At 64.2% G+C, this 11,464-nt stretch carries 13 protein-coding genes; 8 read left to right on the top strand and 5 right to left on the bottom strand.

The genetic code is table 11. The features are described from left to right. Positions 1-78 precede the first annotated feature (78 nt). Positions 79-774 carry an ABC transporter ATP-binding protein gene (locus tag EN925_RS07740; protein WP_063169548.1) on the bottom strand — a complete coding sequence of 232 codons (696 nt, stop codon included), beginning with the start codon at positions 772-774 and terminating at the stop codon, positions 79-81. An 88-nt stretch (positions 775-862) separates the two neighbouring features. Between EN925_RS07740 and EN925_RS07735 the strand changes: the two genes are divergently transcribed. Together EN925_RS07735 and thpR are read left to right on the top strand one after the other, a co-directional pair. Next, positions 863-1,507 carry an arylesterase gene (locus tag EN925_RS07735; protein ID WP_013528820.1) on the top strand — a complete coding sequence of 215 codons (645 nt, stop codon included), beginning with the start codon at positions 863-865 and terminating at the stop codon, positions 1,505-1,507. 125 nt (positions 1,508-1,632) lie between these two features. Further along, the gene (gene thpR, locus EN925_RS07730; protein ID WP_063169549.1) at positions 1,633-2,229 is read left to right on the top strand and encodes an RNA 2',3'-cyclic phosphodiesterase; all 597 of its coding nucleotides are present in this window, start codon (positions 1,633-1,635) and stop codon (positions 2,227-2,229) included. Here thpR and EN925_RS07725 read toward each other — a convergent pair. Continuing rightward, positions 2,133-2,651 (bottom strand): low molecular weight protein-tyrosine-phosphatase, encoded by a 519-nt coding sequence (locus EN925_RS07725; protein WP_013528818.1) that lies wholly within the window; start codon positions 2,649-2,651, stop codon positions 2,133-2,135. The two genes, thpR and EN925_RS07725, sit on opposite strands and share 97 nt — an antisense overlap. Positions 2,652-2,701: 50 nt before the next feature. On the opposite strand from EN925_RS07725, the gene EN925_RS07720 reads away from it, so the two are divergent. From EN925_RS07720 to EN925_RS07710, 3 genes are all read left to right on the top strand, one after another. Continuing rightward, a complete protein-coding gene (locus EN925_RS07720; RefSeq protein ID WP_127368611.1) occupies positions 2,702-2,998 on the top strand; it encodes a 4a-hydroxytetrahydrobiopterin dehydratase in 297 nt (98 codons plus the stop codon). Between the two features lie 123 nt (positions 2,999-3,121). Then, positions 3,122-3,484 carry a YkvA family protein gene (locus EN925_RS07715; RefSeq protein WP_127368612.1) on the top strand — a complete coding sequence of 121 codons (363 nt, stop codon included), beginning with the start codon at positions 3,122-3,124 and terminating at the stop codon, positions 3,482-3,484. A 270-nt stretch (positions 3,485-3,754) separates the two neighbouring features. Next, positions 3,755-4,258: an invasion associated locus B family protein gene (locus tag EN925_RS07710; RefSeq protein WP_013528815.1), complete on the top strand. Its 504-nt coding sequence runs from the start codon at positions 3,755-3,757 to the stop codon at positions 4,256-4,258. Positions 4,259-4,313: 55 nt separating this feature from the next. Here EN925_RS07710 and EN925_RS07705 read toward each other — a convergent pair whose 3' ends face one another. After that, positions 4,314-5,663 carry a chloride channel protein gene (locus tag EN925_RS07705; RefSeq protein ID WP_127368613.1) on the bottom strand — a complete coding sequence of 450 codons (1,350 nt, stop codon included), beginning with the start codon at positions 5,661-5,663 and terminating at the stop codon, positions 4,314-4,316. Between the two features lie 483 nt (positions 5,664-6,146). On the opposite strand from EN925_RS07705, the gene rlmN reads away from it, so the two are divergent. The 3 genes from rlmN to EN925_RS07690 are packed head-to-tail and all read left to right on the top strand — an operon-like array spanning position 6,147 to position 8,307. Further along, positions 6,147-7,382: a 23S rRNA (adenine(2503)-C(2))-methyltransferase RlmN gene (gene rlmN, locus EN925_RS07700; RefSeq protein ID WP_027162882.1), complete on the top strand. Its 1,236-nt coding sequence runs from the start codon at positions 6,147-6,149 to the stop codon at positions 7,380-7,382. After that, positions 7,379-7,828 carry a hypothetical protein gene (locus EN925_RS07695; protein WP_127368614.1) on the top strand — a complete coding sequence of 150 codons (450 nt, stop codon included), beginning with the start codon at positions 7,379-7,381 and terminating at the stop codon, positions 7,826-7,828. The genes rlmN and EN925_RS07695 overlap by 4 nt, the downstream gene beginning before the upstream one ends. Continuing rightward, positions 7,828-8,307 (top strand): hypothetical protein, encoded by a 480-nt coding sequence (locus EN925_RS07690; RefSeq protein ID WP_063173380.1) that lies wholly within the window; start codon positions 7,828-7,830, stop codon positions 8,305-8,307. Before EN925_RS07695 ends, EN925_RS07690 begins: the two co-directional genes overlap by 1 nt. 6 nt (positions 8,308-8,313) lie before the next feature. On the opposite strand, the gene EN925_RS07685 is transcribed toward EN925_RS07690, so the two are convergent. Next, the gene (locus EN925_RS07685; protein ID WP_013528810.1) at positions 8,314-8,955 is read right to left on the bottom strand and encodes a LysE family translocator; all 642 of its coding nucleotides are present in this window, start codon (positions 8,953-8,955) and stop codon (positions 8,314-8,316) included. Positions 8,956-9,080: 125 nt separating this feature from the next. After that, the gene (locus EN925_RS07680; protein ID WP_127368615.1) at positions 9,081-11,156 is read right to left on the bottom strand and encodes a bifunctional diguanylate cyclase/phosphodiesterase; all 2,076 of its coding nucleotides are present in this window, start codon (positions 11,154-11,156) and stop codon (positions 9,081-9,083) included. Positions 11,157-11,464: the final 308 nt, after the last annotated feature.

Here is an 11,464-nt window from a genome sequence, read left to right as displayed (position 1 = left end):
TCACGCAACCGGACAGGCCGCCGCGCATCTCGCGCAGCGAGAAGCGGACAGCGAGCCTCAACGTCCGGGACAGCGGCATCAGGCCGTCACCTTGACCGGCGCCGGTGCCTCGATCCGGCCCGAGTGCATCGAAACCTGGCGCGAACAGCGTGCCGCGAGCGCCGGATCATGCGTCACCAGCACCAGCGTCATGCCGCGCTCGGCCGCCTTCGCAAACAGGAGGTCGGCGACCTGCCGCCCGGTCGCCTGGTCCAGATTGCCGGTCGGCTCGTCGGCGATCAGGATGCGCGGCGACGGCGCCAATGCGCGGGCGATCGCCACGCGCTGCTGCTCGCCGCCCGACAATTCGCCGGGATAGTGGGTGACGCGGTCGCTGAGGCCAACCGCCGCCAGCTCGCGCGCCGCCACCGCGAACGGATCGGAATGGCCGGCCAGTTCCAGCGGCACCGCGACATTTTCGAGCGCCGTCATGTTGGGAATGAGATGGAAGGACTGGAACACGATGCCAATGTTTCGGCCACGAAACGAAGCAATCTGGTCCTCGCTTTTGCCGTTGAGCAGCTCGCCGGCGATTCGGACCGTACCCGAATCGACCCTTTCCAGGCCTGCCAGGACCATCAGCAAGGTCGACTTGCCGGAACCCGAAGGTCCGACGATGCCGGTCGCCTCGCCGGTCGCCACGTCGAGGCTCACCCCCTTCAGCACATGGACCGATGAAGCGCCCTCGCCAAGGGTCAGGGACACGTCTTTCAGCGCGATGACGGCTTCTGTCAAAATGAAATCGTCCTATATCTGGGAATGAAGGCTCTGCTTGCCGGAAGCCGTCGACTGGAGAATTCCTAGCTCATATGGGGCCTGCCGCATGTCTTTCAAACGCAGTATTGCCGCAGGCTTCGTGGTTTTCCTCGCCATTTGCGGCGTCATGTCGTCGGCGCGTGCCGAGCCGTTCAAGATCGTCGGCTTCGGTGACAGCCTGATGGCGGGCTATGGCCTTGGACCCGACCAGGGCTTTACCGACAGGCTGCAGGCAGCGCTTGGCGCCAAAGGCCACGACGTGACCGTCGCCAATGCCGGCGTCTCCGGCGACACGACGAGCGGCGGCCTGGCGCGGCTTGACTGGTCGGTGCCGGACGGCACGCAACTGGTCATCCTCGAACTCGGCGCCAACGACATGCTGCGCGGCGTCTCGCCCGACATCACCAAAAAGAACCTCGACGAGATGCTGAGCAAGCTGAAGCAGCGCAAGATTGCCGTGCTTCTGGCCGGCATGCGCGCCGCACCCAATCTCGGTCCCGACTACCAGAGCGCCTTCGACGCCATTTTCCCGGACCTGGCGAAGAAATACGACGTCGCGCTCTACCCGTTCTTTCTCGACGGCGTCGCCGGCCAGCCCGGCATGCAGCTCGAGGACGGCCTGCATCCGAGCGCACGAGGCGTCGACCAGATGGTCGAACGCATCCTGCCCGCGGTCGAGAAGGTGATCGCGGCGGTGCCGGGCGATTCCTAGCGGGTTGGAACTGTTTCCGCCCGGCGAGCTTTTAACAGGGACTGTGGCCAACAAACCTCTTGCTCCGTTTGACTATCGATGATTCGCTATGGGTGACAGTTCGATTCGAGGAAGGGAGGCTCTTCATGCCGCGTCTTTTCACCGCCCTCGAAATTCCGCGTGACGCTGCCCTTTCGCTGTCCCTGCTGCGGGGCGGCTTGCCGGGAGCTCGCTGGATCGACGTCGAAAACTACCATCTGACGCTGCGCTTCATCGGCGATGTTCCCGGCCATGTCGCCGACGAGATCGCCAACGCGCTCGACCGCGTCCACCGCCCTTCTTTCTCGCTGGCGCTGACCGGCGTCGGCGCTTTCGGCCAGAAGAAGCCGCATGCGGTGTGGGCGGGCGCTTCCGCCTCGCCCGATCTGGCCGCCCTTCAAGGTGAGGTCGACCGCATCTGCCAGCGGCTCGGCATCCCGGCCGACCCGCGCAAATTCATGCCGCATGTGACGCTGGCGCGCTTGCGCAATTCGACCCCGCTGGACGTTGCCCAATATCTGTCGGCGCGCGGCAATTTCTCGACGCTGCCGTTCCGCATCGGCCGTTTCGTTTTGATGTCGTCGCGCGATTCGGTCGGCGGCGGACCCTACATCGTCGAGGAAGCCTGGCCGCTGTCAGGCACGGACGCCCGCGCCTCCAGCCTTGTCGCCAGCGCCTCCGACGCCTCGCGGATCATGCGATAGGCGGAAGCGAAGGCTTCTGCCTCGTCATGATAAGGATCCGGCACGTCGCGTGCCTTTCCCTGCGCGAATTCCAGGAACAGATGGATACGGTCCTGCACGGCCGCCGGCGCCAGCGCCTTCAGGTCAGCGACATTCGACCGGTCCATGCCAAGGATCAGGTCGAAACGGTGGAGGTCCTGCGGCGTGACCTTGCGCGCCCTCTGCCCGGAAATGTCGACGCCGTGCCGCATGGCGACCGCGATCGCGCGTCGATCGGGGGCAGAGCCGGCCTCCCAGTCACTGGTTCCCGCCGAATCGAGCAGGATATCCCGGGCCGACCCGCGCTCGGCCCAAACGGCGCGGAAGACACCTTCCGCCAGCGGCGACCGGCAGATGTTGCCGAGGCAGACGAAGAGAATGGAATTTATAGGCTTCGCGCTCATCGATCCGTCGCTATGGTGAGGGTCGTTTTCGAATAGCACAGGATAGGGACATGGCGAGAGAGAAACTGGGCAGGCAAGCCGCTGAAGCCGCATTGACGGGCCTCGACGGCTGGGCGCTGGCGAAAGACGGCGCCTCCATCAAGCGCACATTCACCTTCGCGAATTTCTCCGAGGCTTTCGCCTTCATGACCCGCGTCGCGCTTGCCGCCGAGGCGATGGATCATCATCCCGACTGGTCGAATGTCTACAAGACCGTCGACGTGACGCTGAACACCCACGACGCCGGCGGCGTGACTGCGCTCGATATCGATCTGGCCACGAAAATGAACCGTTTTGCCGGCGCCTGAGGCCTGGTATCGCCTCGGCAGGCCCAAATCGGCACCGGCATCTTGTAGCGGGGGTCGGGTTTCACCACATTTTCCCCCGCGGGGCAGGCGCCGGATGCGCATGAGCCCCGCAAGGAGAGACTGATGGCGCAACAATCCGGTTTTGATTTCTTCGGCTTTGGCGGCAAGCCGTCAGACGAGAGCGAAGTGCGCGAGAAATTCTGGCGCACAGCCAAGAAGGCCGCGCGGCAGATCCCCTTCATGGAAGAGGTCGTGGCCGCCTATTATTGCGCCATGGACAAGAACACGCCGCTGCGCGCCAAGGGCATTCTGCTGGCCGCGCTCGGCTATTTCGTGCTGCCGGTGGATGTCATCCCCGACTTCGTCTTCGGGCTTGGCTTCACCGACGACATCGCCGTGCTCACCGCCGCGATCACCGCCGTCAGTGCCCACATCACCACTGCGCACCGGCAGGCCGCCAGGGACGCCATAGCCGACAAGGGCTGAACACGCGCGCGGAACGCCGTTGGAGCCGGCTTTCGGCGACAGCGTAAAAAGTCAAACTCTTGCCGCTTTCGTGGCCTCCAAGTCGCCAAAGGGATGTCGCGCCACCCGCTCGCAGGGCGGCGGCGCGGGTATGGTGGCGGTTTCCTCGGGGTGAGGGTCCTTTTCTCTTCGGAAATTCACCGTTTGGTAACCCAGATTAAATCAAAATGAAGCGACGGGCAGGACGCCAAGCCGGCCTGCCTCCGCACCATTTGGAATACGGGAAAAGCGATGCGCGGATTGATTGCGATAGTTTCGAGTCTGGCCCTGGTGGCCGTGGCAGCGCCGGCACTGGCGCAGTCGGCGACCAAGATCGGCCAGCACAATGCCTGGGGCACCTACAGCTACCAGGCATCGGGCGGCAAGGTCTGCTATGTCCTGACCGTGCCGACCGACAAGCAGCCGCCCACGCTCGACCATGGCGATATGTTCTTCTTCGTCAGCCAGCGGCCCGGCCAGCAAGTGTCCTACGAGCCGCAATTCATTGCCGGCTACAATTTCCAGGAAGGCTCCAAGGCCACCGTGACCATCGACAAGAAGACGTTTTCGATGTTCACGCGCGGCAAATCGGCCTGGGTCGAGAATGCCGCCGAGGAGCCGGTACTGATCGCCGCCATGAAGACCGGCACCGACATGAAGGTGACGGCGAAGTCCGGCCGCGGCAATCCCACCTCCTATGTCTTCTCTCTGAAGGGCATTTCGGCGGCGCTGACATCGATCGCCAAGTGTAAATAGGCAAAGCTACTTTTTTTGAGGGAAAGGCCGGGCCGCGAAGCCCGGCCTTTTTCTTTCATACTTGCCCCGGCCCGGCCTCCGCCCGGCGGCGCCGGATCGCCTCGGCGATGAAGACACGCGATAGCGCGTGATAGAGCGGCTCGTGCGAGATCATGCGCGCCGTGCCGTAGCCCAGCATCGAGGCCAGCATCAGCGCGATGACATTGTCGTGATTGCCGGTCATCTCCAGGATGATGACGAAGGCCGTCATCGGCGCTTGCACCACACCGGCGAAATAGCCGGCCATGCCGAGCAGTGCCGCCACCCCAGTGCTCGCGCCAAAGAGGAGGCCGAGCGAACTGCCGATGCCGGCGCCGACAGCCAGCGAGGGCGCGAAGATACCGCCCGGAATGCCCGAGATCATCGACAGCAGTCCCGCCAGGAACTTTTCGGCGAAGAAGAACCACGGCAGCGGCGTGCCTTCGACGGCGCCCCGCGCCTGGACGTAACCGGTGCCGAAGGTCAGCCCGCCCGAGGCGATGCCGATCACCGCCACCGCAAGCCCGCAGATTGCGGCCACGATCAGGGCGCGCCGCAAAGGCTGCCCAGTGTTCCAGCGCCGGATCCGCCGCGTCGCCTTCAACGCCAGCAGCGAGAACAGCGCGCCGAACCCGCCGCCGATGACGCCGCAGGCAAGCACCAGCGGCCACTCGGCGGCAAACGAGATGGTGTCCCTGGCGACGCCGAAATAGGTGTAGTTGCCGAGCAGGCCAAGCGAAGCGAGACCGGCCAGGATCACCGCCGTCAGCACCAGCCCGTTGGTTCGCGCCTCATAGGTGCGGCCCATCTCCTCGATGGCGAAGACGATGCCGGCCAGCGGCGTGTTGAAGGCGGCGGCAATCCCGGCGGCCGACCCGGCCAGGATCAGACCCCGGGCCTGCACCATGCCGCCCCAGCGTGCCGCCTGCAGCATCAGCGACGCGCCGACTTGCACCGTCGGACCCTCGCGACCGATCGAGGCGCCGCAGAACAGGCCGACGATGGTGAGCATGATTTTGCCGGCCACCAGTTTGAGGGACAGGATGTGGCTGCGGTCCTCGTCGTCACGCAGATGGCGGGCGGCGATCGCCTGCGGAATGCCGCTGCCTTGCGAACCGGGAAAGAAGGTGTGGGCAAGCCAGGCGCACAGCACGAAACCCAACGGCGTAATGGCAAGCGGCAGATAGAAACGCCAGCCGCCTGCATCTCCTGTCATCAGTTGAAACAGTTCCTGCGCCCTGTCGGCCAGCACCGCGAACAGCACGCTGATCACACCGATGCCAAGCGCGCCGGCCCAGAACACCAGGCGCGGCTGCCAGACCCGCCGTGAGCCCCACATCGCGCGCGAACGCCGCAGCATGGGATATTTTCGCGATGTGCCGGCCATGTCTGTCCTCGAGCGGGGAATGTTTCGGCCTAACACAGCTGGGCAGTCTATTAAACTAGCGCCGGAAAAACCTGTCGTTGGCGCTCGCCTGAGTGCCAGGCGGAAGCATCGCTTCGGTGAAAGGTCGACCCCCACTCCGTCGAGCTACGCTCGACACCTCTCCCCCGATCGACGGGGTAGAGGAAAGGCGCGAATTTGCCAGCCTTGGCTCCCTTCCTCTCCCTCCGGAGGGGGAGAGGTGGCGTTGCGAAGCAGCGACGGAGTGGGGGAAGCCATCAGCCAAACGCGCTGCCGCCGCAAGACAGGCATTATCGGGAGAGAAATGCCCGCCATGACGAGGGGCGGTGCCGACGTCGTTCCAAGGCGATCGTAGATCGTAAAGCTAGCTGAGCATGACTCTGCCCTCAACCTGTGCTATGCGCCGCGCTTCCTTTCCGGCACGATGCGTGAAATCGGCCGCAAACCGCTTATATCAGTGCAACCATGACCCTTTCATTCGATCTCACCACTGACAGCGCCCGCGACGCGTTGCGTGCCCGCTCGGCACAGCCCGAAAAGCAGTCGCTGATCGGCCTGACGCGGATCGAACTCGCCGAGACTCTGGTTGCATCAGGCGCTGTGCCCGAGCGCCAGGCGAAAATGCGCGCCCAGCAGCTGTGGCACTGGATGTATGTGCGCGGCGTCTCCGATTTCGCCGGCATGTTCAACATCTCCAAGGATCTGCGTGCTGAGCTCGACAAGCATTTCACCGTCGCCAGGCCCGAGATCGTCGAGGAGCAGATTTCCGCCGACGGCACGCGAAAGTGGCTGTTCCGCTTTCCGCCGCGCGGCGCCGGCCGGCCTGTCGAGATTGAGACTGTCTATATTCCCGAAGAGGGTCGCGGCACGCTGTGCATCTCCTCCCAGGTGGGCTGCACGCTGACCTGCTCGTTCTGCCACACCGGCACGCAGAAGCTGGTGCGCAATCTGACGGCCGAGGAGATCCTCGCCCAGCTGCTCACCGCCCGCGACCGGCTCGGCGATTTCCCTGACCGCGACACGCCCGACGGCGCCATCGTGCCGGCCGAAGGCCGCAAAGTGTCCAACATCGTCATGATGGGCATGGGCGAGCCGCTTTACAATTTCGAAGCGGTGAAGAAGGCGCTGCTGATCGCTTCCGACGGTGACGGCCTGTCCCTATCGAAGCGGCGCATCACGCTGTCGACCTCCGGCGTCGTGCCGGAAATCTTCCGCACCGGCGAGGAAATCGGCGTCATGCTGGCAATCTCACTGCATGCCACCAATGACGATCTGCGCGACTTGCTTGTGCCGATCAACAAGAAGTATCCGCTGAAGGAACTGATCGCCGCCTGCCGCGCCTATCCCGGCCTGTCGAACGCCAAGCGCATCACCTTCGAATATGTGATGCTGAAGGACGTCAACGATTCCATCGAGGACGCCAAGGGACTGATCAAGCTGCTCAAGGGCATTCCGGCCAAGATCAACCTGATCCCGTTCAACCCGTGGCCGGGCACCAATTACCAGTGCTCGGACTGGGAGACGATCGAGAAATTCGCCGACTACATCAACAATGCCGGCTATGCCTCGCCGATCCGCACGCCGCGCGGCCGCGACATCCTCGCCGCCTGCGGCCAGCTCAAATCCGACTCCGAGCGCATGCGCAAGGTCGACCGGCTGGCTCTGGAAGCGATGATGATAGCGGGGCACGGCGAGGCGTGAACCGCCCCTTCGCCTGGCTAAGACGCCTCGCCATCATGGCGGTCGGCTATATCGCCGCCGTGCTGACCTCGATCCTGGTGCCGGTGCTGCTGATCGCTCTTCTGGAAGGCATCGAAGACGGCAACTGGTCGATCATTTTCGCCTTCGACTGGCTTGGCTCGTTCCCGCTCGCCGTGTTGACCGTAATGATCGGCGCGCTGTTGATCGTCGGTCCGGCGCTTTTTGTCGCCGAACGGTTTTCACTTCGGGGATGGTTCTACTTCGCCGCCACCGGTGCGATCACGTCCATCGCCTTTGGCGTATCCATGCCGCGCTCGGCCAGCAGCTTTGTCTTCAATCCGGGCTTTCTGGGTTTTCTCGCCACCGCCGGCATCGCCGCCGGGTGGATCTACTGGCTTCTGGCTGGACGCAGGTCCGGCACGGGCCGGAATCTGGGCCGGGATTGATGGCGCGTCTCGTCGGCTACCTCATCCGTTTCACCGTCATCCTGTTCGGCTATGCCGTCGCCTCGCTGGCGGCGAGCGCCTTCCTCAACATCCTGTTCCTGGCATCGCTCGGCTACACGCCGGAGCATGCGCATCCGACGGCGACGGCTTCCCTGTATTTCTCAATTCCGTTCGCCGCCCTGTTCGTCGCCTATTTCGCCCTGATGCCGGCCTCTGTCGTCATCCTGCTTGCCGAAATCCTGGGCCGGCGCGACTGGCTGTTCTATGCGCTGGCGGGCGCGGTGGTTGCCGGTGTTTTCCTCGGGCTTGCCGACCACAGCGGTGACACCGCCTTCGCCGTCAGGGACACCAGCGCCATCATGGCCGTGATCGGCAGCGGCATGGTCGGTGGTATCTTTTACTGGCTCAGCGCCGGGCGCTGGGCCGCAAGCTGGTGGCAAGGCGAACCAGGATCAAAAGAGGATGGCCGGACAGGATGACGGCGCCTACTTCGCCTGCGCCGTCAGGATCTTGAGGGCGAAGGCGGAGAACACGCCGGCGAAGAGATAGTCGACCACCCGCGTAACGCGCGGGCTTGCCTTCATCGCCGCCGAAAACTTTTCCGCCGCCAGCACCATCGGCACCGTCACCGGGACCGACAGCACGATGAACATCGTGCCCAGGAAAAACAGCTTTCCCGGTGCGTTCGGATCATGCGCGGAGACGAACTGCGGCAGGAAGGTCATGAAGAACAGGATGATCTTCGGGTTGAGCAGATTGACGCCGAGGCCCGCCGCCCAGCTGCGCAACAGCGAAATCTCGGGTCCCGTCTTCTTCTCCGGCGAAAAGGCCGAGCCCCTGGTGATTGCCTGCCAGGCCAGGAAGACGAGATAGCCGGCGCCGAAGATCTTCAGCACGAAGAATGCCATCGGCGAGGCGACGATCAGCGCCGAGACGCCGACCACCACCAGCGTGGTGTGGATCAGCGTGCCGCACAGCGCGCCGGCCATCGAGGCAAAGCCAGTGGCACGGCCCTGGCTCAGCGTGCGCGAGACGAACAGGGTCATGTCCGGCCCCGGCGTGATCGCCAGGATGACCGTGGCGATGGCGAACTGGATCAGCGTGGTGGTGTCTGGAATGAACGACATGAGCGGCCCTGGGGAATTGGGAGGCCTATACAGGATGCGCCATGTCGACGCCAGACACAGCAGCGATCCGATCTCGATCCAGCAGGCGTCTGCACGGCATTCGCTGGGCGCCGGCCGCGGCAGTCCTATGCCTGCCTGCTCAGCCGTATCCTCGCTGGCTCCTCCGCGAAGAGTCGATCGTTGCGGACATCGGTGTCCCCGGTGATCTGGTCGATCGGCTTGGGCCGGCCGAGAAAATAGCCTTGCGCCTCATTGCAGCCTTCGACCTGCAGGATGGTGAGCTGGACATGTGTCTCGACGCCTTCGGCGAGCACCGGAATGTCGAGGCTGCGGCCCAGCGTCAGCACCGCCCGGATGATGGCCTTGGCCTGCGGGCTTCGCTCGACATCGGCCATGAATGAGCGGTCGAGCTTGATCTTGTCGAAGGGAAACGAGCGCAGCGTATCGAGCGATGAATAGCCGGTGCCGAAATCGTCGATCGCGATCGTCACCCCAAGCGCCTTGACCTGGCGCAGGACATGCAGCGTGCGCACCTTGTCGGCGACGATCGTCGATTCGGTCAACTCCAGCTCCAGCCGTTTCGGCGACAGCCCGGTCTCGATCAGGATCTGATGGACGAGCTTGGCGAGATCGGCATGGGCGAACTGCACCGGCGACAAATTGACCGCGATCTTGTGGCCATTGCCCCACGAGGCCGCCTGCCGGCACGCGGTCCGCAGCACCCATTCGCCGATCGCCATGATCGAGCCGTTCTCTTCGGCAATCGGGATGAATTCGGCGGGCGGGATCATGCCATGCACGGGATGGGTCCAGCGCAGCAGCGCCTCGTAGCCGCAGGTGGCGCCGGTCGGGACCGAGGTCTGCACCTGATAGTGAAGCGAAAGCTCGCCGCGGTCGATCGCCTGGCGAAGGTCGGTGGCCAAGGCGCGGCGCGCCCGCGCCGTCTCGTCCATGGCGGATTCGTAGAAGCAGACGGCTCGCGTCACGTCGTTCTTCGCCCGGTACATGGCAAGGTCGGCGTTGCTGACCAACCGCTCGCGGTCGGCCCCGTCGCGCGGATAGACCGCGACGCCGATGCTGGCGCCGGCGGCGATCTCGAAATCGTCGAGCCGCAACGGCTCGAACAGGGATTTCTCCAGCCTCGAGACCATGCCGAGCAGGTCCTTCTGATCCTTGAAGCGCTTGATGGCGGCGAACTCGTCACCGCCGAGCCGTGCGACGAACTCGCCCTCGCCGGTGAGTTTCGCCAGCCTGCGGGCAACGATCTTGAGAGCCTGGTCGCCGGCCGCGTGTCCCCTGAGGTCGTTGATCTCCTTGAAGCGGTCGAGATCGATGACGATGACCGCCGCCATCGTGTCCTCGCCCTCGCATGCCCGGTCGATCTCATGGTCGAGGCGGTCGTTGAAGGAGACCCGGTTGGGAAGGCCGGTAAGGGCGTCGTTGAGGGCGAGATGCTGAAGCCGCTCGAAACTCTCCAGTCGGCCACGCTCATCGATCAGGTAGCTGGCGAAGCCGGTGGCCGCGACGATCAGGCCGACCACGGCGACGGCGACCGCCATTGCCACCAGAATATCGGGATTGGTGCCTGTGCTGATGAAGGACAGCGGCGTCACCGCCACCGCGGCCATAGCCGTGAAATGCAGGCCGACGATCGCCAGCACCAGCAGCCCGATGGCGAGATAATGCGACCAGCCGTATGGCCGGCGTACGGCATGGCCGACGGCCAGGGCGGAGAACACCGCCGAGATGACCAGTGAGGCCACGACATAGGAGCCGTCCCATTCGACAATGCCGGCAACGTGATAGGCCATCATACCGGTGTAGTGCATGGCCGAGATCGCCAGGCCGACGACGACGCCGCCCCATTCCGGGGCCAGCCGCCGGCTCTTGCCGGATGCGAGGGTGAAGCCCAGCCCGGTGCCGACGATGGCGATGACCAGGGACGCCATGGTCAGGACCGGATCGAAGGTGATCGGCGCGCCGGGCTGGTAGGCCAGCATGGCGATGAAATGGGTGCACCAGATCGACGAGCCGGCGGCGACCGCGGTCAGGAACAGCCAGCCCTTCATCTGCACGCCGGTGGTTTTCCTCGAACGGTCGAAGAGGCCGATCGTCACCCAACAGCCGGTGACGCACATCAGCGCCGCCAGGAGGACAAGCCACAGATTATGCTCCGTGGCGATGCATGATATAACGCGCATCGAGAGTCGCCCAAGCCCGAGGAGCCCGCGATGTGCGAGCAAAAGCTGCTCCGGCATCGACATGCGAACCAGGACAACTCTGTCCTGCTTGCTTAGCGTGGCCGCATGAAAACTTGATTAAATCCGCCAGTCGAATGCATCCTATGATTGTAGCAGGTTGTTTCCCAGAGCATGGCCCCGAAAAGCGGGCCGGCTTCTCGGACAACCGATTTTTTCGTTTATCCAGACATCATGCCCGCCGCCTGCCTCACGCTGGATCGGCAGTCTGGCACGCAGATCAGCGTGCCGCACAGCGCGCCGGCCTTGAG

The sequence above is a fragment of the Mesorhizobium sp. M7A.F.Ca.US.006.04.2.1 genome (assembly GCF_004022915.1).
Lineage (GTDB): Bacteria > Pseudomonadota > Alphaproteobacteria > Rhizobiales > Rhizobiaceae > Mesorhizobium > Mesorhizobium ciceri.
This window is presented reverse-complemented; position numbering and strand designations above follow the sequence as displayed.

What these genes read in the sequence shown, in the direction of transcription:
- EN925_RS07685 (WP_013528810.1), bottom strand. Translation starts at nt 8,955, where the DNA reads ATGTCGTTCATTCCAGACACCACCACGCTGATCCAGTTCGCCATCGCC.
- EN925_RS07720 (WP_127368611.1), top strand. Translation starts at nt 2,702, where the DNA reads ATGGCGAGAGAGAAACTGGGCAGGCAAGCCGCTGAAGCCGCATTGACG.
- EN925_RS07715 (WP_127368612.1), top strand. Translation starts at nt 3,122, where the DNA reads ATGGCGCAACAATCCGGTTTTGATTTCTTCGGCTTTGGCGGCAAGCCG.
- EN925_RS07710 (WP_013528815.1), top strand. Translation starts at nt 3,755, where the DNA reads ATGCGCGGATTGATTGCGATAGTTTCGAGTCTGGCCCTGGTGGCCGTG.
- thpR (WP_063169549.1), top strand. Translation starts at nt 1,633, where the DNA reads ATGCCGCGTCTTTTCACCGCCCTCGAAATTCCGCGTGACGCTGCCCTT.
- EN925_RS07705 (WP_127368613.1), bottom strand. Translation starts at nt 5,663, where the DNA reads ATGGCCGGCACATCGCGAAAATATCCCATGCTGCGGCGTTCGCGCGCG.
- EN925_RS07725 (WP_013528818.1), bottom strand. Translation starts at nt 2,651, where the DNA reads ATGAGCGCGAAGCCTATAAATTCCATTCTCTTCGTCTGCCTCGGCAAC.
- EN925_RS07690 (WP_063173380.1), top strand. Translation starts at nt 7,828, where the DNA reads ATGGCGCGTCTCGTCGGCTACCTCATCCGTTTCACCGTCATCCTGTTC.
- EN925_RS07680 (WP_127368615.1), bottom strand. Translation starts at nt 11,156, where the DNA reads ATGCGCGTTATATCATGCATCGCCACGGAGCATAATCTGTGGCTTGTC.
- rlmN (WP_027162882.1), top strand. Translation starts at nt 6,147, where the DNA reads ATGACCCTTTCATTCGATCTCACCACTGACAGCGCCCGCGACGCGTTG.
- EN925_RS07735 (WP_013528820.1), top strand. Translation starts at nt 863, where the DNA reads ATGTCTTTCAAACGCAGTATTGCCGCAGGCTTCGTGGTTTTCCTCGCC.